This window comes from Aeromonas sp. PS2Canimalfood6 (genome assembly GCF_048276795.1).
Classification (GTDB): domain Bacteria; phylum Pseudomonadota; class Gammaproteobacteria; order Enterobacterales; family Aeromonadaceae; genus Aeromonas; species Aeromonas caviae.
Window position 1 is genome coordinate 1 of the sequence record NZ_JBLUXC010000059.1, and the last position, 21,712, is coordinate 21,712.

Annotated in this window: 14 protein-coding genes and 1 pseudogene; 8 read left to right on the forward strand and 7 right to left on the reverse strand. The window is 62.5% G+C overall.

The features are described 5' to 3' along the window. Together ACNPAA_RS17905 and flaA are read right to left on the reverse strand one after the other, a co-directional pair. Positions 1-335: hypothetical protein (locus tag ACNPAA_RS17905; RefSeq protein WP_417891929.1), on the reverse strand; the 335-nt coding region annotated here is incomplete at its 3' end. Between the two features lie 71 nt (positions 336-406). Next, positions 407-1,345 (reverse strand): flagellin A, encoded by a 939-nt coding sequence (gene flaA, locus ACNPAA_RS17910; RefSeq protein ID WP_043156342.1) that lies wholly within the window; start codon positions 1,343-1,345, stop codon positions 407-409. 382 nt (positions 1,346-1,727) lie between these two features. Here flaA and ACNPAA_RS17915 point away from each other — a divergent pair, with 382 nt between their 5' ends. Further along, positions 1,728-2,360, forward strand: a complete 633-nt coding sequence (locus ACNPAA_RS17915; protein WP_043156357.1) for a trimeric intracellular cation channel family protein — start codon at positions 1,728-1,730, stop codon at positions 2,358-2,360. A gap of 101 nt (positions 2,361-2,461) precedes the next feature. Then, the gene (locus ACNPAA_RS17920; RefSeq protein WP_408809104.1) at positions 2,462-2,854 is read left to right on the forward strand and encodes a hypothetical protein; all 393 of its coding nucleotides are present in this window, start codon (positions 2,462-2,464) and stop codon (positions 2,852-2,854) included. Between the two features lie 75 nt (positions 2,855-2,929). Here the strand turns inward: ACNPAA_RS17920 and thiI are convergent, their stop codons facing one another. Then, positions 2,930-4,378 carry a tRNA uracil 4-sulfurtransferase ThiI gene (thiI, locus tag ACNPAA_RS17925; RefSeq protein WP_043156346.1) on the reverse strand — a complete coding sequence of 483 codons (1,449 nt, stop codon included), beginning with the start codon at positions 4,376-4,378 and terminating at the stop codon, positions 2,930-2,932. 164 nt (positions 4,379-4,542) lie between these two features. Between thiI and ACNPAA_RS17930 the strand changes: the two genes are divergently transcribed. After that, on the forward strand, positions 4,543-5,502 hold the full coding sequence (locus ACNPAA_RS17930; protein WP_043156350.1) for a hypothetical protein: 960 nt from the start codon (positions 4,543-4,545) through the stop codon (positions 5,500-5,502). 88 nt (positions 5,503-5,590) lie between these two features. Here the strand turns inward: ACNPAA_RS17930 and pbpC are convergent, their stop codons facing one another. The 3 genes from pbpC to ACNPAA_RS17945 form a co-directional block, all read right to left on the reverse strand. Continuing rightward, the gene (pbpC, locus tag ACNPAA_RS17935) at positions 5,591-7,999 is read right to left on the reverse strand and encodes a penicillin-binding protein 1C (RefSeq protein ID WP_043156352.1); all 2,409 of its coding nucleotides are present in this window, start codon (positions 7,997-7,999) and stop codon (positions 5,591-5,593) included. After that, positions 7,965-12,809: an alpha-2-macroglobulin family protein gene (locus tag ACNPAA_RS17940; RefSeq protein ID WP_417891930.1), complete on the reverse strand. Its 4,845-nt coding sequence runs from the start codon at positions 12,807-12,809 to the stop codon at positions 7,965-7,967. The genes pbpC and ACNPAA_RS17940 overlap by 35 nt, the downstream gene beginning before the upstream one ends. Positions 12,810-13,139: 330 nt before the next feature. Further along, positions 13,140-13,274, reverse strand: coding sequence for a hypothetical protein (locus tag ACNPAA_RS17945; protein ID WP_010674281.1), 135 nt, complete (start codon positions 13,272-13,274; stop codon positions 13,140-13,142). Positions 13,275-13,361: 87 nt separating this feature from the next. Here ACNPAA_RS17945 and ACNPAA_RS17950 point away from each other — a divergent pair, with 87 nt between their 5' ends. Then, positions 13,362-14,399: an AI-2E family transporter gene (locus tag ACNPAA_RS17950; RefSeq protein WP_417891931.1), complete on the forward strand. Its 1,038-nt coding sequence runs from the start codon at positions 13,362-13,364 to the stop codon at positions 14,397-14,399. A gap of 167 nt (positions 14,400-14,566) precedes the next feature. Here ACNPAA_RS17950 and ACNPAA_RS17955 read toward each other — a convergent pair whose 3' ends face one another. Beyond that, positions 14,567-16,255 carry an FAD-dependent oxidoreductase gene (locus ACNPAA_RS17955; protein WP_139700964.1) on the reverse strand — a complete coding sequence of 563 codons (1,689 nt, stop codon included), beginning with the start codon at positions 16,253-16,255 and terminating at the stop codon, positions 14,567-14,569. Between the two features lie 134 nt (positions 16,256-16,389). On the opposite strand from ACNPAA_RS17955, the gene ACNPAA_RS17960 reads away from it, so the two are divergent. From ACNPAA_RS17960 to ACNPAA_RS17975, 4 genes and pseudogenes are all read left to right on the forward strand, one after another. Beyond that, complete coding sequence (locus ACNPAA_RS17960) at positions 16,390-19,329, forward strand: EAL domain-containing protein (RefSeq protein ID WP_417891932.1); 2,940 nt, start codon at positions 16,390-16,392, stop codon at positions 19,327-19,329. Between the two features lie 75 nt (positions 19,330-19,404). Next, a complete protein-coding gene (pflA, locus tag ACNPAA_RS17965) occupies positions 19,405-20,247 on the forward strand; it encodes a pyruvate formate lyase 1-activating protein (RefSeq protein ID WP_417891933.1) in 843 nt (280 codons plus the stop codon). A 79-nt stretch (positions 20,248-20,326) separates the two neighbouring features. Next, a complete protein-coding gene (locus tag ACNPAA_RS17970) occupies positions 20,327-20,968 on the forward strand; it encodes an energy-coupling factor ABC transporter permease (protein ID WP_417891934.1) in 642 nt (213 codons plus the stop codon). 291 nt (positions 20,969-21,259) lie between these two features. Beyond that, positions 21,260-21,712: pseudogene (locus ACNPAA_RS17975) on the forward strand (IS1595-like element ISKpn3 family transposase); the annotation flags it as partial.

Sequence of the window (21,712 nt, forward strand, 5' to 3'; positions counted from 1 at the left end):
GGTAAACAGGGTGTGATGGTTGGCAGAAAGCGCTTGGGCGATGACGGTATAACCTGGCCAGAAGGAGGCAATATCAATATGATGCACGGCGACAGCAGGGTGATGGTGGTGGTGTGTTTGGCGACAACCAGTTTACCAGCACCCTGTCTGTCAACTTCCACTTTCCCAGGATCCCGCGAAGAACCATAAAAAAGGCCGACAAAGTCGGCCAAAGAAGAGCTTACGCTCAGGAGAACAACCTCGAGGATGACAGAGTGAACGATCTGCGCAACACTCGAGGGGTATACCAAGAAGAGAACTTCTCTTTCGATAGAACAAGGCGTAATTCCGAACACCCCATTGTTCCATCTTGTTTACCAGGGCGGACTGAACAACCGCCCTTTTCTTTTTCTCAGACGTTGCAAACTTAACCTTGCAGTAGGGAAAGCGCAGACTGCGGGCGCTGGTTGGCCTGGGACAAAATACTGGAGGCAGCCTGTTGCAAAATGTTCTGTTTCGTCATGTTGGCGGTCTCGGTCGCGAAGTCCGCATCACGGATACGGGAGCGCGCGGCACTGACGTTTTCCGAAACATTCGACTGGTTGCGGATAGTGGAATCGAACCGGTTTTGCACTGCCCCTAATTCTGCTCGCTTGCTGTCGACTGCCTGGATCATGAAATCCAAATTAGCCATTGCCATCTGTGCGCTGGAACCTGTCGAGCCTGATATGTCATCAATATCAGCCCATGTCACTTTCGATGTACTTCCTGTTGAAACAGTCACAACCCATGCATCTGCTCCCGTTGAATTTGTAGATGTAATCTCTGCGACGTCGGCCTTGCCCTTCGTCGCACTGGCAATACCTGACATGGTAAAGGCTGTGGTCATTTTGAAAGAGATAGTCTGACCGGCATCAGCCCCAACTTGAAAGCTCCCTGAGTAGCTCCCAGCCAGCAGTTTCTGACCACCAAAGGTGGTATCGTTGGCAACTCGGTTAATCTCGGTAGAAAGCTGTTTGTATTCAGCCTGCAGAGCATCTCTGTCATCTTTGTTATTAGAGCCATTGGCTGACTGCTGAGCCAGTGTCCGCATACGTTGCAACATAGAAGTGATTTCATCCATGGCACCTTCCGCAGTCTGAGCGACCGAGATGCCGTCGTTGGCGTTGCGGTTGCCCTGGTCCAGACCGTTGATCTGGGAGGTCAGACGGTTGGAGATCTGCAGACCTGCCGCATCGTCCTTGGCGCTGTTGATGCGCAGGCCAGAGGCCAGACGGGTGTAGGAGGTATCCAGGGATTTGGTGCTGTTCATCATGTTACGCTGAGCGTTGAGCGATGAAACGTTGGTATTGATATACAGACTCATTATTTTTCTCCTAAGCTATTAAAATTTAACTTTAATTCACTCAGGCTTTATTGTGTTTTGTGCCTGATATGTTTAGTTAACGGCGCCTTTTCACAAGACTTTAATTTCTTTTTTCTGCCTTTATGGCAGTAATCGCCGCCTAACCTATATATCGGCCTCTATTCCCTTCCCTTGAGAAAAAAATCGGGATTTTTTGTCACCTGACAGCCCGCCCCCCGAGCCATAGTGCCCACAGCCCGCATCAGACAAGGCGGGAGCGTGATATTCACCCAGCCTTCAGAAACCGGCGCTGGCTCCCACTTTTGCACGCCAGCATTGCTCATCCCCACACCTTGCCCCTAAAATCGCCGCCCCATCATCTATTGGACGTGAGTTGTTCTCCATGCAGACACTGGTTGAGCAGATTGTTTACATCAGCGACATGTTTGGTACTGCGGTATTCGCGTTTTCGGGCGTACTGGTGGCCGGCCGTCTCAGGATGGATGGTTTCGGTGTCATGGTGCTGGCGGCAGTCACCGCCATCGGGGGTGGCACCATCCGCGACATGATCCTGGGGGCAACCCCCGTCTTCTGGGTGCGCGACCCCCTCTATATCTGGGTGGTCATTGCCACGGCGCTCATCGGCATGTGGATGGTCAAACTGCCCCGTCGCATGCCCTGGTATGTGCTGCCGGTGGCGGACGCCTTCGGGTTGGCGCTCTTTACCGTGATCGGTGCCCAGAAGGCCCTCAATTTCGGCACACCCGGGCTCATTGCGGTGATCATGGGCACCATGACGGGGGTTGCGGGCGGCATGATCCGTGACGTGCTGGCCCGGGAGGTGCCCATGGTGCTGCAAAAGGAGATCTACGCCACCGCCTGCATTCTGGGCGGCATCCTCTATACCCTGTCGCTGGAGGTCGGGGTAGAGAGGGTCAGCGCCATGCTCATCAGCATGCTCGGGGTGTTTGGTCTGCGGGTGGCGGCCATCTACTGGCACCTCTCCCTGCCCACCTTCTCGCTGCAGCGCAACTGAGAAGCCTCAGAGTGGGCGAGATCCCATCCCGGCAGGGACAAGATTGAACCAAGCCGGCTTTTCTGTTGTCATACAGGGGTCGTTTCAAGCCGGAAAACCTCATGCAAAAACTTGGGCTCATTACCACACTTGTTCTGATGATGGTGGCAGCGGCTCATGCGGGGGCACAGGCCCTGTTCGGGCGTCTGGCATCCACCCCGGTGCAGCAGTTCAACCAGCAGATCCGTCAGGCGAGCAGCAGTCAGCAAGGCTGGGTCAACGACTATCGCGAAGTGGCTCGCCGCTTCGTCGGCCATAAAGATGTACCCACCCGTATCCATGCTCAACAGCTGGACAACGATCTGGTGCTCTCGGTGGCCCTTGATGGCCAGCGTAGCGACATGCTCTACATCCTGACCCTGTATCGCAGCAACAACCTGTGGCAGATGCGTCAGGCCGAGATGGGCTGGCGCTGTCAGGGTCAGGAAACCTTCACCCCGGTCCCCTGCCCCTGAGCGTCTACCTTCATCCGAGTGAAATAAAAAATCCGGCGCCTTGGCCGGATTTTTTATACGCGTCTTGCCGTCACATCACGGACGGTAGACCTTGACGTTGGCAAAGCCCTTCTCTTTCAAGTAAAGCGCCTGCAGTTTGCTCATCACGCCACGATCGCAATAGAGCAGGTAGGTCTTCTCTTTCGGCAGGTCACCAAAGGCGGTGGCCAGCTTGAAGAAGGGGATATGCATGATGTCGCGCCCTTCCACCACCAGCGGCTTGTCGTCATGCTCCTCCATGGAGCGAATGTCCAGGATCACCTCGTCGTCACCGCTCTCGGCGGTGGTCTCCACCTCCTGCACCTCGGCGGCGGTCTCTTCACCGATGCGACGAATGTCGAGGTAACGGGCCTCGGCCACCACCTTGTCCAGAATGGCAAAGTCGAAGTTCTCCTCTTCCGCCTCGATGCGGGAGAGCTCGGCCTTCACGGTCGGCTTCTTGGAAATCACGCCGCAATACTCCGGCATGGTCTCCGCGAACTCCAGGGTACCGATGCGGCGGGCTTCGCTGATGATGTCCGGCTTGTCCCAGGTGATGAGCGGGCGCAGGATCACCTTGTCGGTCACCCGGTCGATGACGTTCAGGTTGGTGAGGGTCTGGCTGGAAACCTGGCCAACGCACTCGCCGGTCACCAGGGCCGGGATCTGGAACTCGTCGGCCACCTTGGCAGCGGCACGCATCATCATCCGCTTGAGCACCACCCCCATCTGGCCGTTGTCGATCTTCTCGAGGATCTCGGCCACCACGGGCTCGAAGTCCACCGCGGTGAAGCGCACCCGGTGGGAGGAGCCGAAACGGTTCCACAGGTGATAGGCCACCTGCTTGACGCCGATCTCGTGAGCCGCCCCACCCAGATTGAAGAAGCAGTAGTGCACCCGGCAGCCGCGCTTGATGAACTGGAAGGAGGCGACACCCGAGTCAAACCCGCCGGAGAGCAAGCTCAGCACATCTTCCTGGGTGGCGATGGGCATGCCGCTCAGCCCCTGGTGGATGGCGCTGACGATGAAAAGCTCCTCGCCATCGATCTCGAGGTTGATCTTCACATCCGGGTTCTTGAGGCGCACGCCGTTGCTCACGCAGTGCTGGTTCAAACCACCGCCCACGTAGCGCTCCACTTCGAGGGAGGAGAACTCGTGCTTGCCGTGGCGCTTGGCACGCACGCAGAAGGTCTTGCCCTCGAGCTGATCACCCCAGACGGCTTTCACCTGCTCGAAGATGTCGTGCAGGTCGGTAAACTTGCTGGCCTGCACCTCGAGGAAGGCCTGAATGCCGGGGATGCAGGCCAGGGCTTCGATGGCTTGCTCGCGGAACTGGTCATTGCGGGAGCTCACGATCAGCTTGTCCCAATCCATCCGCACCCGGGCATCGTCGTCAAAGCGGCGCAGGACATTGCGGATATTGCCCTGCAGGATCTTGATGAAGCGCTGGCGAACCGACTTGCTCTTGATGGTGATTTCAGGGAACAGCTTGATAATGAACTTCATGGTAATGACTCGGGTGGCCTTGATTTAAGGGCGCGAATTATATCAGAACTTTGTGAGCAGCGCCTACTGCATGAGCAGCCGCTCACATTCCCCCACGCAAAGTTTGCCGCATCCGGGCAATCATGCGTATATTCCCACCCCTGCATCCTGGCAACACAGCATCCATGAAAACCCATATCTACTACCCCGGCATGGAGGTACGCGACGAGCTCTGGCTCAAGTTTGCCCTGCTCTATCTGGAGCGGCTCGCCTTCGTCTTCACCGTCAGTGAGAAGAGCGGTCTCACCGCCCTGCTGGAGACCCTGCGCCAGCAAACCGACCTGCTGGCCGAGCCGCCACAACCCGCCTTCTTCGCCCATATCACGCCCCAGGTCGAGAGCCAGATTGCCGGCCTGGTCGCCCCCGATTTTGTCCGCCACAAAGTGTTTGGCAACAGAGAGCTCATCGCCCGCTGGCGTTCAGCCGCCAACCACGACTGTTTCTGCCCGGCTCAGGCGGGACTGGAGCGGCTGCACGGGTTTTGTCTGACCCACGGCTTTGCGACGCAGGATGAAGGGGGGATCAGAATGGCGCGCCGCTTTGCCAACCTGCTCTCCATGCGCCTCGCCCGTGAGTGGGCACTCGCCAATGACGGGGCGCTTATTACCGATCACGACTATCTCGACCGCCTGCTTCACCTGCTCGAATCCCGCTACCACAATCGCGGCGGTCAGGATTGCTTCCACCTCGAGATCCCGCTGCAAGTGCCCACTCACCTGGCCGACATCCCGTTTGCAGAGCTCATTGCCCTGCGGGGGCGAAGCGGCTTTCGTCAGCAGCTCGCCGAGTTCCATCAGGCCCTCGATGCCCTGCTCGCCATGCTGGGCAGCGGCTACGCCGAACCCGCCGTGTTGACCCGCTTCGAGCAGGCCCAGCAGGGGTTCACACCCTTGCTGGGACCCGAGACCGTCACCCTGCCGCTCACCACGCTCGTCAGTACTGGCTTACCGGCCATGGCGATGATCCACCACCTCAAGGGGAGTCACCCACAGAGCGACCTGGTATTTCATCCCATCAAGAAGAGCCACTTCCACCAGCGCAAGAGCCGGCATTTCTTCACCCGGCTGGGGCAGGTCAAGCCCTGACTCCCCGCCTCTGCCGGGGAATCGACAATCAACTGACGGCATCGAGACCATCCCCGATGCCGTCAATATTTTGGCGCTCACCACGCCCTCAGGAGGGGTTTTCCAGCCGAAACTCGATGCGATCGCTGTTTCCCGCCTCATCCACTACCACCAGCTGATAGCGGCCCGCCTTGCTCACTACTTGATCCCCGTCCCAGCGCAGCCGCTGGCCGTTGAGAAACCAGGCCGGCTTGCCGACACCGCCGAGCACCCTGGGCTGCAACCGATAGCGCTGACTGCGGATAAGGTTGCCCTCCCCCAGCGCCAGGATGCGGATGGGGGCCTGCTGCTCGGCGCTCTGCCCCTCCCCCGCGCAGCCCCTGGCAAGCAGCGCCTGACGCCGCTCGCCCGGTGAGCGCCACGGCTCCAGCGACAGCGGCCAGAGCGCTCTAAAAGTGGATTGTGCCGCATCGGGGCAGCGGGTCAGCGTCGGCTTGCCGTCGACAGTGAGCGCAACCTGGCGCAGCGGCGAGGGCCAATCCATGGGATCCGGCAAGGTGGGAGGATCGCGCCCTTCCAGCAGCCAGGCGCTCTGATGCTGCAAACAGGCCTCAGGCAGGGTCGCGCTCCCCTTGCGCCCCAAGGGCCAGCAGATCTCCGCTTCGCTCACCGTGTTGGGTTGTGCTGGCAGGGGACTGTTGTCCGAGAGCCGCGAATAGACAGAGAGCAGCAGTGGCACTGCCGCACTCTGGCCGTAAAAACCGGGCATGGGGGTGCCATCGGGGCGCCCCAGCCAGACGCCGATGGTCCAGCGACCGGAGACCCCCATGGCCCAGCTGTCGCGATAGCCATAGCTGGTGCCGGTCTTCCAGGCCAGTCGGTTGACCCGGCCGGTCGCCTCACTGGCAAAAGGTTGATCTGCCCGTCCCTGGGCACTCAAGATTTGCCAGATGATCCAGGCGGCCCCCGGGCTCAGCAAGGGGCGCGACACCGCCTGCTGCCCCGCCAGCCAGACCGGCATCGCCACCTGCCCCTGCCGGGTCAGTGCGCTGTAGAGCGCCACCAGCTGCTCAAGCCGAATGCCCGCCGCCCCGAGCGCAATGGCCGGGTTGGGTTTGCCTACGAGCGCCAGTCTCACCCCGGCGTTGTCGAGGCGACTGACCAGCTTGTCGGCCCCAAGCGCCTCCAGCACCTGCACCGCCGGCACGTTGAGGGATTGCTGCAGCGCCTGGGCGAGGGTTACCGGCCCCTGAAAGGCACCGGAAAAGTTGGCGGGGCGATAATCAGACCCCAGTCTCGGCGCATCGGAGAGCAGGGAGGCCGAGTGCACCAACCCTTCATCCATGGCCAGACCGTAGATGAAGGGCTTGAGCGTAGAGCCGGGAGAGCGGATCGCCTGCACCATGTCCAGATAACCGTGGCGGCGCAGATTGCCATACTCGGCGCTACCCACATAGGCGCGCACCGCCATGGTTTTGTTGTCGACCAGGAGCAACGCCGCTGAGGTCTGCTCGGGGAAGCGGCGGATATAGCTCGCCACCCGCCCTTCCAGCCAACGCTGCAGATCCCCGTCGATGGTGGTATGCACCAGGGCCCCGGCCTGATGGTCGGCGGCGAAACGGGCAAACAGTGGCGCCTCCATCGGCGTGAAGTGACCGCGGGCCAGCACCGGCTCGATGCGCCCCTCCTGCCACACCTGTTCGGGCCAGACACCTTGCGCTACCAGCCGCTGCATCACCTTGTCACGGGCGGTGCGGGCCCGCTCGGGATGCCGGTCCGGCCGGTTGCGGCTGGGAGCCTGCGGCAGCACCGCCAACAGCGCTGCCTCGGCATAGGTCAGCTTGGCCGCACTCTTGCCAAGGTAGGCAAAACTTGCGGCCTGCACCCCCTCAAGATTGCCGCCAAACGGCGCCCGGTTGAGGTAGACGGTAAGCAAGGTGCGCTTGTCATAGTGCCACTCCAGCTGCAGCGCACGCGCCATCTGGCGCAGCTTGCCGGGTACGCTCCTGTGGTAGGGCTCGATAAGACGCGCCACCTGCATGGTGAGGGTCGAGCCGCCCGACACGGCCCGCCCATAGCGCAGCCACTGCCAGACCCCTCGCACCATGGCCACCGGATTGACCCCGGGATGACGCCAGAAGTAGCGATCCTCGTAGCCGAGCAATGCCTCGATATAGCGGGGGGAGACCTGCTCCAGGGTCACGGGGTAACGCCACACGCCGCTGGTATCGGCAAAGGCGCGCAGCGGTCGCCCCTTCATGTCGAGCACCACCCGCGCGTAGGCTGGATCGAGTGGCGGCGGCGGGAAGAGTCGATCCAGCGCCAGCAATGACAGGAGCAGTGCTACAACGCCCAGCACCGAAAAGCGCAGCCAGCGTGGCAAACGACCAAGCCGGCGCCAGCCAGCGCGGCCAGTGCGACCCAGGCTCAGCCAGCCACGCTGCCAGAAAGTGAGCGGGCGAACCCGCTCAAGGGAGGGTGTGTTACTCAGAGATACGCACCTCGTGGATATCCTCACCCACAGCCCGGATCTCGGGACGGTACATATCCTCCACCTGGGTCGGCGGCACCAGATAGCGACCCGGCGTCACCGCCCGCATCAGGTAGACCAGTTGCTGGTTGCTCCCGGCGCTCAGATCCAGCGCCGCCATGTAGCGGTCATCGCGAAACTCCTGATGCTTGAGGTAGTCGTTCCACTCGCTCTGACACGCCGGTTTCCCCTCGATGGAGAGCTCTTCGAGCTTGATGCTGTTGCCAAGGGCCGGATTCTCCAGCTCGAAGCCAGCGGGCACCATCTCCACCAGCAGGGCATCGGGCACCGCCGATTCACTGCTGACATTGAGCCGCACCACCACCAGATCGCCGACCTTCACCTTGGTCGGGTCAAAACGCTGACCGTCGCTGTTGAACCAGCTGCGGGTCACGCTTATCCCCTGACTCAATCTGGTAGGAGCCTGCTCGGGGTAACCGACCAGGGTGCGCTGCACATAGAGCGAGCCCTTGCCCTCGTTGGTGACAGAGCTCGCCGCCAGCGCCTCGGGGGTGCCCTGCTGCAGCGGAGCCGAACCGCTCAGGGATCCACTGCCAAGAGAGGAGGTCACCCTGGCCTGCCAGTCGACGGCCGGATCGAAGCGGGCGAGTCGCAGCAGAGCGAGCCGCTCCTGGGTGCTGAGCCACTGACGATGGGCCAGGGTATCGGCCACCTTGGCACTGAGGGCCGGCCAGCGCTCCGCAGCCAGCTTGTGCTGGCGCAGCAGGGAGAGTTCAAGGGCTTCATCGCGCAACGGTGAGCCGTAATCCCCCAGATAGTCGTCCCCGCGCTCTGTGGCCAGCGCCCGGGCAAGGGCCTTGGCGGCATTCTGCTCATCCCCCATGGCCGAGAGCGCCAGCGAGAGGTGCAAGAGTGGCAAACCGGAGCGGGCGTGATCGGCCTGCTGCTCCCAGATAAGGCGCAGGGTAGCGAGCGGCGCCTTGCCCACCCGGGCCAGCACATAGGCGCTGTAGGCTTGATAGGCCAGCCGGCTGTGCTCGGGGGCACTGCTCCAGCGCTCACCATACTGACTGTCGGTGAGATAGCTTTGCATCCGGTTCAAAGCCTGATTGAGCATTGCCTCCGGCACGGCATCGCCCGCCTCCTTGCGCGCCAGCAGATAGTCGGCGGCATAGGCGGTGAGCCACTGCTCCTCGTCGGAGCGACCATCCCACAGACCAAAACCGCCGCTTGGCAGTTGCAACCGCTGCAGCCGTTGCAGCAGGGCGCGTTGCACATCCGCCTCGCTCGCCGCTTTCTTGCCCTCTGCGGGTTTGCTCCATGCAATGCGCTCATCCGCCGTGGTCAGCAAGTAAGGCCAGGCACGGGACAGGGTCTGCTCCAGACAGGCGTAGGGGTAATCAGCCAGCGCCTGCCACTGGGCTGCCGGATCCCAGGGGGGAGTGCCGGAGAGGCTGAGCAGCCCCTGCAGATTGGCGGGATCCAGCCCGGCCAGCTCAGTTGGCGCAAAAGCCATCTCTTGGCCGGGGGCCAGCATCTGATGGCGCTGGCGAGTCTCGGCCGGCCAGGGGGAGCGCAACGGCAAAGTCCAGTCGCGGCTGATGGCAAAATCCTTGCCGCTGGCAGCCAACTGCAGGCTTGCCACACCGCTCGCCCCGGTCACGGTGAGCGGCAGGGTCAGCCACTGCTCCTCGCCATTTTTAAGGGACAGGGTGCCGGGCAGCTCGCCGTTTGCCTTGAGCCCGCCGTTGAGGGTCCAGGCAAGGGAGAGGGTCTGATCCTCACCGCTCATGTTGCGCAGCTGCATCAGCGCCCGGGTCTCATCCCCTCTGGCGCCAAAGCGCGGCCAGCCGATCTCTGCCACCAGCGGCGCCACCACCTTGACGGCGCGCTCAGCCTCACCGACCTGCTGTTCGTTCCAGGCCAGCGCCATCAGCGCCAGCTCGCCGTTGAAGTTGGGCAGCTCGAGCGGGATCACCGCCTTGCCGCTCTCATCAAAACTCACCTCGCCGCTCCAGAGCGCAGCTATCTCGACCCGGCTCTCCAGCGCGCCGCCCTTTTTCAGCGGCGCCCGGTCACCCCCGTAGTTGAGGCGGGCCAGCTTGCCATCCTGTGGCGGGATCACCTGGCCATAGTTGTCGAACAAATCTTGGGCGAAGCGCTTGCGACCAAAGAAGATCTCGAACGGGTCGAGGGGCTGGTAGTCGCTGATATTGAGCACGCCCCGATCCACCGCCGCCAGCACCACGCGGCCCTGACTGTTGGGGGTGGAGGTGGCGGTCACTTCCAGCCGGGTGAGCGGCACCGCTTTGTCCGGCGCGCTCAGGGTGAGCGGCAGACGGCGCGCTTCCCGATCCAGGGTGAGCGGCACCAGACCGACCGATCGCAGGCTCTGCACACTCTTTTGGCTCACCGGCTTTGAGTCACTGTCTGGCGCGGCGATCTGGGCCGAGATATGCAGGTCATGGCGCTGCCACTCGGGGCTGACCGGGATCTCGAACTCGCCACGGGCATCCTTGGCATCGCCATCGGCCCCCTTGAGCTCGATGCGCTGCCACCAGCGCAGGCCGTCGCCATCTTCCACCAGCAGCAACCCCTTGCCGGGGCGCGGGGCCACCAGGGTCACTTTGGCCTTGTCACCCGCCTGATAGGCGCGCTTGTCGAGGGTGATGGCAATCTTGTCGGGCCGTGCCTGCTCGCCACCGCCGCCCCAAGCGTAACTGCCTATCTCCACCCGCAGGCTGGATTGATGGCCCTGACTGTTCTCCACTTCCAATCGATACCAGCCCGCCGCCAGTTGCAGCGTGAGCGGGGTCGGCCCCTTGCCATCCAGCTGCAGGGTCTGCTCCTGTTCCAGATAGGGCTGGCTGTTGAACTCGTACTTCCACCCCTCCCCATCGGCGTAGTGCCAGTAGTAGTCGCGGTACTCGTTGATGAGGCGCACCTTCACCGACCCCGCCACCGGCTGGCCTTGCTCATCGAGGTTGAGGATCTGGAAGGGGAGCGGCTTGCCCCCTTCTACCCGATCCGCCACGAAATCGGCCTTGAGCGCTGGCCACTGGCTGCCCGCGGGCCAGCCATACTGGGTGCGGCTGCGATTGACGGCGCGGCCACCGGGTTCGGAGAGCGACACCCTATAGGCCACCTCCAGCGGCCCGAGGGCGCGCACCCCATCGAGCTCATCAGCTAACGAAAACGTCCCCTGCCCCTGCGCATCAAGGGTGAGACTGAGGGGCTCAAGATCCCTGGCCTGCTCGGCGAGCAGCACGTCACCCAGCGTGAACTCCTGCCACTGGGTAAAGGGCATGGTGGCGCGGCTTAACTTCACCTCCGCCTTCGCCTTGGTGGCACTCGCAGGTGCGCCGTAGAGATAGTCCCCTTGCAGCGGCAGAGTGAGGGCGGCGTCCAGACTCGTCACTTCCCCATCCGGCCCCTTGCCAAGCTGCAGTTTCAGCCGCTCCGGCAGAAACTCCTCCACCAGAAAAGGCCACTCGAAGCGACTACCGGCAGCGGTCTTGAGGTTGATGGTCCAGCGCCCGAGCGGCGCATCATCCGGCAGATGCAGGCCGTAGTGGGCCGCGCCCAAATTGTCCGGCAGCAGGCGCTTTTGTTCGAGCAGTTGGCCGTCCGGCTGTTTCACCTCCAGCTCCACCGCCATGCCCGGCAGCAGCTGGCCATCCTGCCCCTTGAGCAGGATCTCGCTGTCGAGCCGCTCGCCGGGGCGATAGAGATCGCGCCCGCTGAACAGATAGAGCTGTTGGGCCTGCCAGGGCTGGGTGCCGAGATCGAAGGTGGAGAGATCGAGGGCCGCGCCATCGAGGCGCAGCACCGCCAGATGGTTGCCCTGCTCGGCCAGCAGCAGGTGAGCCCCCTGCACCTGATCGAAGCGGCGATGACCTTGGGGGTCGGTGGTTTGCACCTGCAGCCGGTTGCCCTTCTGGTCGAGCAGGGAGAGCTGCACATCCTTGAGGGGGTCGGCGCTGGCCAGGGAGCTGACGAACACCTCCAGCTCATCGCGGTAACGGCGGGCACTGAGCCCCATGTCGCTCACCGCAAAGTAGGTGGTCTCCTTGCGCCAGTCGTAGTTGCCAAGAGGCGACATCACCGCAAAGTAGACGCCAGCCTCCGCCAGCTGCGGCTCCTTCACATTGATAAGGCGGGTCTCGCGCCGGTTGGCATCGAGCTCCAACGCATAGCGGCCGCTGAATACCCGCTTGGCCCGCTTAGTGATCTGCTCAAGCTCCCAGTTGCCCATGCCGGCACCGGGACGATACTCGGCCAGGAAACGGGGCAGGTATTCGGCATCGACCCGAAAGAAGTCGATATTGACCTCGTCCACATTGACCGCGCTGATGGGCAGGCGCAGCTCGTCGCGCAGCGGCAATACCATGCCGCTCGCGGTAAACGACGCCCCCGCCTCCAGCGGCCGGGTCTTGAGGGTCCAGCGCTGGGGGGATGGGCCCAGCCCAGCCTTGAGGCTCACCTCGTAGCGTTTGTCGGGTTGCACGTTCGGGAAATAGAGGGTGCGGCCATCGTCGGCGAGGATCCACTCCCCCTGCACCTGCTTGCCCCCTTCACTCACAGAAAGCCAGCTCTGCCAGTTTGCCTTGGGCGCCAATGGGCCGGAGAAGACCAGGGCCAGCGCCGGGGCATCGCGGTATTGGCGTGCATTGGCCTGCACCACGGAGGCGGGCGCTCCCGCCTCCTGCCGGGCCATCGGTTCTGTCGTCGGCACCTGGCTGGCAGGCTTGTCGGGGCCGCAACCAGCCAGCAGCAGCGCCGCCAGCCAGGCCACACGGGGAAGACGAGTCACGGGGCAGGAGAGAGAGAGGTGCATGGTGTTCATCCCGGGTTGGATCGCCGCAGCGCAGGAGCCAATAGAATAAAGCGTCACTCCCGGGAACACCAACTGCCATATCGGGCGGCATCGGCCAACAGAGATGGGCGCATCGCCTCGAACGGGAGCGCGTCGCCCCGTGAACCGCGAGGTTTATTCGAGACCCTGCATGCGATCTCCTGTTCCATGAAAGAGGATTGTCGTGATTTTCTGAACCCAGGCTAAACCGGGCACCACTGTTCACTTGTGCGTGATCGGGCCATTCATTATTCTCGGCCCTGCTCAACGCAGGCCTTCCAATCAACGACATATCAAGCAGATAAATTTTTTTTAAGCCTTGAACACCTGTGCCATACATAACGTGCAGGTGCGCTCGATGTATGCCTCAACCATTGAAAACAAACTTATTAATTGTCCATCGACCAGAATGCCGACCTTGAGTTCACACAGGGTCAGCGGGGTCATGCATCCATCCCTCTCTGGAGTCATATCAGCATGGAAAATAACGATCTGTCCCTCGTCGAAAAAAGATTGGTTGCCCGATTCCTGGACATGTTCATCAAATTTGGTCTTATTCTGGCGCTAGGCTCGTTCTGCTTCACCGTGTTCTCCCCTTTCATGAACATGATGCTGTGGGCCCTGATCCTGGCGGTCACCCTTTACCCCCTCCATCAGCGCTTTGCCGCCAGACTCGGGGGAAAACAGGGTCAGTCGTCCACCCTGCTGGTCCTGCTGGGCATCCTGCTCATCGTGGCCCCCACCGTTGCCATGCTCGGCTCCCTGGGTGACAGCGTCAGCGCCCTGATAGACAAGGTGAACAACAACACTCTGGTGATTCCGGCGCCTTCCGCCGACATCGCCAGCATCCCGCTGATCGGTGCCAAGCTGCACGCCTTATGGACCAAGGCATCCGTGGATCTGCCGAGCCTCCTTATCAGCTACAAGCCGCAGCTCGGCGACATGGCCAAGCAGACTGTCACCATGCTCGCCAGCATGGGGGGCGGCCTGCTGGGCTTCGTCGCCTCTTTCATCGTGGCTGGCATCATCATGGCCTGGGGGGCGCCGGGTGCCATCAGCGCCGAGCGCATCGCCATGCGCATCACCGATGAGCGCAAGGGCCTCGCCCTGACCAAGCTGTGCACCAGCACCATCCGGGCCGTGGCCATGGGGGTCATCGGGGTCGCCTTCATCCAGGCCCTGCTGGCTGGCGTCATCATGTCCCTCGCCGGGATCCCGGCGGTCGGCATCTTCTTCGTCCTGGCGCTGATCCTGGGTATCGCCCAGGTCCCCGTCATCCTGGTCACGGGACCGGCCATTGCCTTCATGTGGATGGCGGGGGATCACGGCACCCTGCTCAACGTCATCAACTCAGTGCTGCTGGTCGTGGCCGGCATGGCCGACAACGTGCTCAAGCCGCTGCTGCTGGGGCGTGGTGTCGATGCGCCCATGCCGGTAGTGCTGCTGGGGGCCCTTGGCGGCATGGCCACCAACGGCATCCTCGGCATGTTCATCGGGGCGACCTTGCTCTCCATCGGCTATCGCATCTTCATGGCATGGGTCGACGATGCACCGGCCAACGCGGCGCAGTAGCCTCCCCTCCTTCACCCCCTGTGGTGATGCGGCAACACCCTGTCCGCACGCCCCTCGGCGACGCGGCAGCCTGATCGGCATCGGCCCCTGATGAAGAAACGGGCCACTCACTGGTGTGGCCCGTTTGCATACAGAGTGATCAATCGGGCCATTTCAGCCTGGAGGATCTACTCGGCGATCACCGTCTGCCAGGTCTTGAAACCGCCTGAGAGGTTCTTGACCCGAAAACCATGCTGGCTCAGCAGGCGGCAGGCCACGTGGCCGCGCAGTCCCACCTGGCAGCTGATGAGCAGCTCTTTATCCTTGGGCAACTCATCAAGACGGCCACGCAGCTCGTCCAGGGGGATGTGCAGCGCCCCCGGGATGCGCCCCAGCTTGTCGAGCTCGGGGGTGTTGCGCACATCCACCACCTGCTGATGGGGGTGGCGAGCCTGCACCTCGGCTGCGTGGCAGAGCAGGGTGTCCCCCTTCAGATGGTTGCTCGCCACGAACCCGGCCATGTTGATCACATCCTTGGCAGAGCCAAAGGGCGGCGCATAGGTGAGCTCCAGATCCTGCAGATCGAACACGGTGAGGCCGGCGCGCTGGGCCACCGCCAGCACGTCGATGCGCTTGTCGATGCCATCCTTGCCGATGGCCTGGGCGCCGTAAATCTTGCCATCGGGGGCAAACAGCAGCTTGAGGCTGACCGGGTGGGCACCGGGGTAGTAGCCGGCGTGGCTGCCCGGGTGGACATAGACCTTCTCGAACGGCAATCCCAGCTGCACCAGTCGCTTCTCGTTCAGCCCCGTGCTCGCCACCGCCAGATCGAACAGCTTGCAGATGGCGGTCCCTTGCGTCTTCTTGTAGGTTTCGCTTCGCCCCAGCATGTTGTCGGCGGCGATGCGCCCCTGCCGGTTGGCCGGGCCCGCCAGGGGAATGAGCACGGATTCGCCGGTGACGAAGTCGGTCTCCTCCACCGCGTCCCCCACCGCGAAGATGCAGGGATCCGAGGTGCGCATGCCCGCATCCACCTTGATGCCGCCCCGCGGTCCCAGCACCAACCCCGCCTTGGCGGCGAGCAGGGTCTCGGGCTTGACGCCGATGGCGAGGATCAACAGGCCGGTGTCGAGATGAGAGCCGTCGCTCAGGGTCAGGCGCAGTCCACCCCGCTGGGCGGTCGCCACGGCGGCAGTCTTCTCGGCAGGCACCTCCAGGCTCTCGATGGCAGCGAGGCCGGTGCGCAGGCGAAGATCGACCCCCTCCTCCCGGATGCGGGCGTGGAGCAGGTTGGCCATCTCTTTATCCACCGGCGCCATCACCTGATCGGAAAGCTCCAGCAGGGTGACATCCAGCTTGCGCTGGTGCAGCGCCTCCATCATCTCCAGCCCGATGAAACCGCCCCCCACCACGGTGACGTGGCGGGGCTTGTCGTGCGCCAGCGCCGCCAGGATGCGATCCATGTCGGGAATGCTCCGCAGGGTGTGTACCCCCGGGCTGTCGATGCCGGGGAAGGGAGGCCGGATGGGGGCAGCGCCCGGGCTCAGCAGCAGCACGTCGTAGGCTTCGCGCCGCTCTTCGCCGGTGAGCAGGTTGCGCACCAGCAAGCTCTTGCCGGCCCTGTCTATCTCGATGACGTCGTGAAACACCCGCACATCCACGTTGAACCGGCGCTTGAAGCTTTGCGGTGTCTGCAGCAGCAGGGCATCCCGATCCGGGATATCCCCCCCGATGTGATAAGGCAGACCGCAGTTGGCGAAGCTCACGAACTCGCCCCGCTCGAACATCACGATCTCCGCCTCTTCGCTCAAACGGCGGGCACGGGCGGCGGCGGACGCTCCCCCGGCCACACCACCCACAATCAGGATCCGTTTCATCTGCAAGACTCCACTCAACAGGAAATGACCAATAAATTAGGCTTATCTAATTTAGAATTCAATGAAATTTTGTTTGCCACGGATTTGCAGTATTCTTGCCCTCCGACAATTGCTCAACAGGATAGTGTCAGTTCATGTCGTCTACCGCGCTCAGCCATCTTCCGACCGCCAGCCAGGCGCCCCTGTTCTTCCGCCTGGATACCCGTAGTCAACGGCTGGTCGCCCTGACCGATGTGATGCAGACGCCGCTCCACTGGCTCGACGAGCCCCGCAGTGCCTGGCCGGCCCAATTGCCGGACGCCCTGCGCCAACCCATCGAGCAGCGGCTGGCCAGCGGCAAGGGGGGCAAGCTGGTGCTGCGCTTTGACGCCCTCCTCTGGCACATTTCCCTCTCCCACGAGCAGGACGCCTTCTGGCTCATCTGCCTGCAGACCCAGTCCCAGGAGAGCGCCGCCAGCCTGTCCCTGCAACTGCCGCGCCTGAGCCAGATGGCCAGCCAGCAGCAGTATGACGCCATGCTGGAGAGCCTCAAGGAGTGCCTTGGGGCCGATCGCCTGATCCTCTGGCACTACCAGGCCCATGGCACCCTTGGCGGCGAGCAGCTGACCCCGGTGTTCACCCTGGGGGTGGACGCGCTCGGTGCCATTCGCGGAGACAGCCGCTACATCCGGGCCCTGCGCGCCCGGGGCGCCCTGAGCTTCTCGGAGGCGGCCCACCAGCCCATGTTGAGCCAGCACTACTATCTGGCCGATGCCAATGTCTGCTCCCGCCTGGACGGCGCCTTGCTGGAGCAGGAGAAGCTCATCGGCGTGCTCAGCCTGGAGTATGCCGAGAGCACCCTCATCAGCGATGACACCCTGCAACTGGTGCGTCATTGCGCCCGTTTGCTCGGCCACTGGCAGCCGGACCCCGTGGCGACCGACACCCCGGACCTCGCGCCTCCCCCGGGGCTTGCCAACCTGACCGGCAACGATTACTGCCGCGCCCTGCTGCGCTGGGCCATGGGCCTGAGCGGTGCCCACATGGGCTGGATCGGCGAGTTTCAGCTGCGTGGCCAGGATCTCTGGCTCATTCCCCGCTGCGTGCTGGAAGGAGAGACCTTCTCTGCGGTCAAGCCCATGCGGATGGAGATAGGCCCGGGCCGGGAGATCTTCCAGCACGGCCAGAGCCTCTATGTGGAAGACCTGCCGCTGCGCTATCCCCAGGCCAGCCAGTTGCTGGCCCTCAATGCCAAGGCCTACATCGGCATTCCGCTACAGGGTCAAGGCGGCGCCCCCCTGGGCCAGATCGCCCTGCTGCTGGACGGGCCGCTGGCCGACCCCATTCCCCTGCTCGATGCCCTCTACGAACAGCGTGAACGGGCGGCCATCGAACTGCAGCGCCTCGCCAACGACGATGCCCTGCGCCTGGCCGAGGTGGCCTTCAACACCCACGACGGTCTGCTGGTGATGGACCACGGCGGCATCATCCTCAAGGTCAATGACTCCTTCAGCCGCATCACCGGCTTTGCGAGCGAGGAGATGCTCGGTCAGCATATCGAGGCCCTGCGGCCTACCTATTATGGCGACAGCCTGAAGGAGGAGGTCATCGTCGCCGTCGATGAGCAGGGATACTGGCTCGGCGAGGAGCAGTGCCTGCACAGGGATGGCCATCTCTTCCCAGTACGGCTCATGGTCAGTGGCGTCAAGGATGAGGAGGACGAGATCAGCCATTTCGTCTGCAGCTTCCACGACATCACCCAGGAGAAGGAGGCGGCCCGCCACATCGAGCGGCTCGCCTATTACGACGACCTGTGCGATCTCTACAACAGGCGCAGCCTGAACGACATCATGCAACGCACCCTGCAGACCCCGAGCGGTCAGTGGGGGGCCCTGCTGCTGCTGGATCTGGACAACTTCAAGTCGATCAACGACTCCCTCGGCCACGCCTGCGGCGACCTGCTGCTCCAGGCCGTGGTGGTGCGCCTCAAGTCCCTGCCCCAGGAGAACCTGGTGCTGGCCCGCACCTCGGGGGACGAGTTCGCCCTGCTGTTCACCGCCCTGGGCCAGGGCTATGTCACCGCCAAGATCCTGGCGGAGCACTTCGCCCGGGAGCTGATGGGGATGTTCCGCAGTCCCTTCGACATCGGCGATCACAAGCTGCACTGCAGCGCCTCCGTGGGGATCAGCCTCTTCTGTGGCGACGACCAGGATCACCTGGCCCTGATGCAGCAGGCCGATACCGCCGTCCACATGGCCAAGCGCGCCGGTCAGGGCAACCACATCTTCTTCAGCGAGGCCATGGCGGAGAGGGAGAAGAGCAAGCTCTCCCTCAATAACCAGTTGCGCGATGCCCTGCGCAACAACGAGCTGGTGTTGCACTACCAGCCCCAGTACAGGGTCGACAACGGCAGCCTCTCCGGCGTGGAGGCGCTGCTGCGCTGGCAGAAGGCCGATGGCACCATGGTGCCCCCCGGCGAGTTCATCCCCATCGCCGAAGAGACCACCCTCATCCAGGAGATAGGTTACTGGGTGATGAAGACCGCCTGCGCCCAGTACAGCTTCTGGCTCAACAACGGCCTAGTCATCCCCCACCTGTCGGTCAACGTCAGCGCCCGCCAGTTCCACACCGCCGGTTTCGTGCAGCAGGTGGAGTACATACTGCGGGATACCGGCGTGCCCCCGTCGCGCCTGCTGCTGGAGGTCACCGAATCCGTGGTGCTGGAAAACCGGCTGGAAAGCATCGCCAGGATCCGCCAGCTCAAGGCCCTGGGCCTGCTCATCTCCATCGACGATTTCGGTACCGGGTATTCTTCTCTCGCGTATCTGCGCGATCTGCCCGCCGACGAGGTGAAGCTCGACAGAAGCTTCATCCAGACGCTGGTGCACAGCGAGCAGGACAAGGCCATCGTCAAGGCCATCCTGGACTTGGCCAAGGTCTTTCGCTTCACCGTGACCGCCGAAGGGGTGGAGGAAGAGGAGCAGCTCGCCGTGCTCAAGGCCCTGGGATGCCAGCACTACCAAGGCTTCCTGACCAGCAGGCCGCTCCCCGTCAAGGCGCTGGAGCGTCTGCTTGGCGGTGCCCGGCCAGGCTAAACATGTAGGATTTATAGGGCTTTCTGTCATAAAATAACGACCGTTAGTACCCTGTCCGAACCATTGGAGTCGTCTATGTCAGTCATTAACCGGAACCCTGTCGTTGAAACCAAGGGGCCTGCCGACCACGGCGCACAGCGGATCCCCGCCGTTGAAGCCGGCGACGCCAGCAGTACCGAAGTGATTGGCAGGATCCACTCCGTCGAGACCTGCGGCACCGTCGACGGCCCCGGCATTCGCTTCATCGTGTTCATGCAGGGCTGCCTGATGCGCTGCAAGTACTGCCACAACCGGGATACCTGGGACACCCAGGGCGGCCGCGAGGTCACCGTGCCCGAGCTGATGAAGGATCTCACCAGCTATCGCCACTTCATGAATGCCTCGGGCGGCGGCGTCACCGCCTCCGGTGGCGAAGCCATGCTGCAGCAGGAGTTCATCGCCGAGCTGTTCGCCGCCTGCAAGGGGCAGGGGATCCACACCTGCCTGGATACCAACGGTTTCGTGCGCCACTACGACGAGCTGCTCGATCGGGTGCTCGACAACACCGATCTGGTGCTGCTCGACATCAAGCAGATCAACGACGAGAAGCATATTCCGCTTACCCACGTCAGCAACAAGTACACCCTGGAGTTCGCGCGCTATCTGGCGTCCCGCGGCCAGACCATGTGGATCCGCTACGTGGTGGTGCCCACCTGGTCCGACGATGACGAGAGTGCCGAAGGGCTCGGCCAGTTCATCGCCGAGCTGGGGGAGTGCGTCGAGAAGGTGGAGCTGCTGCCCTACCATGAGCTCGGCAAGCACAAGTGGGACGTGCTGGGAGATACTTACGATCTGGTCGGGATCAAGCCCCCCAGCAAGGAGACCATGGACAGGGTCCAGGCCATCCTCGGCAAGTATCACCCCAACGTGAAGTATTGAGACAGGGGGCCGCCCGGGATTGGGCGGCCTCTTTTTATTGCGCCCCTGGCCTTGCAGCGCCGGCACAAGAGGAGAGGTCATGAGTGAAGGACAAGTCGCCGCCCTCCTGCTCTGGCTGGTGCTGCTCGCCTTCAGCCTGCGCGGCTCCCTGCTGCGCACCCTCCACGCCAACCCCCTCTATCAGCACCTCTGCCTGGGGAGCGCCATCGTCCTGGTGCCGCTCTGGACCCTGCGGGCCGGGCTGCACGAGGGGCTGGAGATCCACTTTCTCGGCCTCACCAGCCTGACCCTGCTGCTGGGCTGGCGCCTCGCCCTGCTCGCCCCCTGCCTCACCCTGCTGATCCTCGCGGCCTTCGATGTCACCGAACTCGCGGACATCGGCTGGCAGGCCCTGATCGGCGTCGCCCTGCCGGTGGCCACCAGCTGGCTGCTGTTTCTGGCGAGCTGGGCCTGGCTGCCCCGCCACCTCTTCGTCTACCTGTTCGTGGCCGCCTTTCTCGGCGGCGCGCTCAGCATCTCGGTCAAGGTGATCGCCAGCGCCCTGCTGATGGGGATGAGCGGCACCTACCCCTGGCACACCATCGGCGCCGACTACCTCTCCATCTGGCCCCTGCTGCTCTTCCCCGAGGCCCTGCTCAACGGCATGACCATGACACTGCTCGCCGTCTATCGCCCCCACTGGGTCAACACCTTCTTCGATCGGGAGTATCTGGGGAGCTGATCCTGCTCCGCAGACCCATGAAGATAGTAGTCATCCCCCCTACAGCATGTTCAAAAAGGGTCTGAAATTGATACCGAAGGAAGTGCGCTCTAAAGTAGCGTAAACAAGACACCGGTTTGAGGCCGGTGTCAGGTGATAACTATATCTGTACAAACTATGGATAGAGCATCACACTAATACCATGTAATGTGAAGGCTTTATCACAGCATCAGCTTACCTGATTACCCATGATTAGCAGTCAGTTACCACGAACTATACTGATCTTACGTACAGTTATCGAGGTGCGAGATCATGGCCAAAAGCAAAATCCAATTCCAGAAAGGCTACAGCCTGTTTGAGTTTCTCAAGGACTATGGCACTGAGGCTCAGTGCGAAAATGCGCTGTTCACTTGGCGTTTTCCTAACGGCTTTGTCTGCCCTGAATGTGCCAACAAGACCTGTTGTCGCCTGAGAAGGCGGCCACGTGTGTGGCAATGCAATCACTGCCGTCACCAGATGTCATTGACTGGAAATACGATTTTCGCAAACACCAAGCTCCCACTGACCAAGTGGTTTCTGGCAATGCACCTGTTGTCACAAACCAAAACAGGCTTGTCAGCGATGGAGCTAAAGCGCCAGTTGGGCGTCAAATATGACACCGCCTGGATGCTCAAGCACAAGCTGCTGCAAGCCATGAAAGAGTCCGATGACAAGCAGCCCATCAGCGGCATCATTCAGCTCGATGATGTCTACTGGGGTGGCGAG

Bases quoted from the DNA above. Each gene is read 5' to 3' on its own strand.
- ACNPAA_RS17940 (WP_417891930.1), bottom strand. From the start codon at position 12,809: ATGCACCTCTCTCTCTCCTGCCCCGTGACTCGTCTTCCCCGTGTGGCC.
- ACNPAA_RS17930 (WP_043156350.1), top strand. From the start codon at position 4,543: ATGAAAACCCATATCTACTACCCCGGCATGGAGGTACGCGACGAGCTC.
- ACNPAA_RS17915 (WP_043156357.1), top strand. From the start codon at position 1,728: ATGCAGACACTGGTTGAGCAGATTGTTTACATCAGCGACATGTTTGGT.
- ACNPAA_RS17960 (WP_417891932.1), top strand. From the start codon at position 16,390: ATGTCGTCTACCGCGCTCAGCCATCTTCCGACCGCCAGCCAGGCGCCC.
- thiI (WP_043156346.1), bottom strand. From the start codon at position 4,378: ATGAAGTTCATTATCAAGCTGTTCCCTGAAATCACCATCAAGAGCAAG.
- ACNPAA_RS17950 (WP_417891931.1), top strand. From the start codon at position 13,362: ATGTTCATCAAATTTGGTCTTATTCTGGCGCTAGGCTCGTTCTGCTTC.
- ACNPAA_RS17920 (WP_408809104.1), top strand. From the start codon at position 2,462: ATGCAAAAACTTGGGCTCATTACCACACTTGTTCTGATGATGGTGGCA.
- ACNPAA_RS17955 (WP_139700964.1), bottom strand. From the start codon at position 16,255: ATGAAACGGATCCTGATTGTGGGTGGTGTGGCCGGGGGAGCGTCCGCC.
- flaA (WP_043156342.1), bottom strand. From the start codon at position 1,345: ATGAGTCTGTATATCAATACCAACGTTTCATCGCTCAACGCTCAGCGT.
- pflA (WP_417891933.1), top strand. From the start codon at position 19,405: ATGTCAGTCATTAACCGGAACCCTGTCGTTGAAACCAAGGGGCCTGCC.
- ACNPAA_RS17945 (WP_010674281.1), bottom strand. From the start codon at position 13,274: ATGACCCCGCTGACCCTGTGTGAACTCAAGGTCGGCATTCTGGTCGAT.
- ACNPAA_RS17970 (WP_417891934.1), top strand. From the start codon at position 20,327: ATGAGTGAAGGACAAGTCGCCGCCCTCCTGCTCTGGCTGGTGCTGCTC.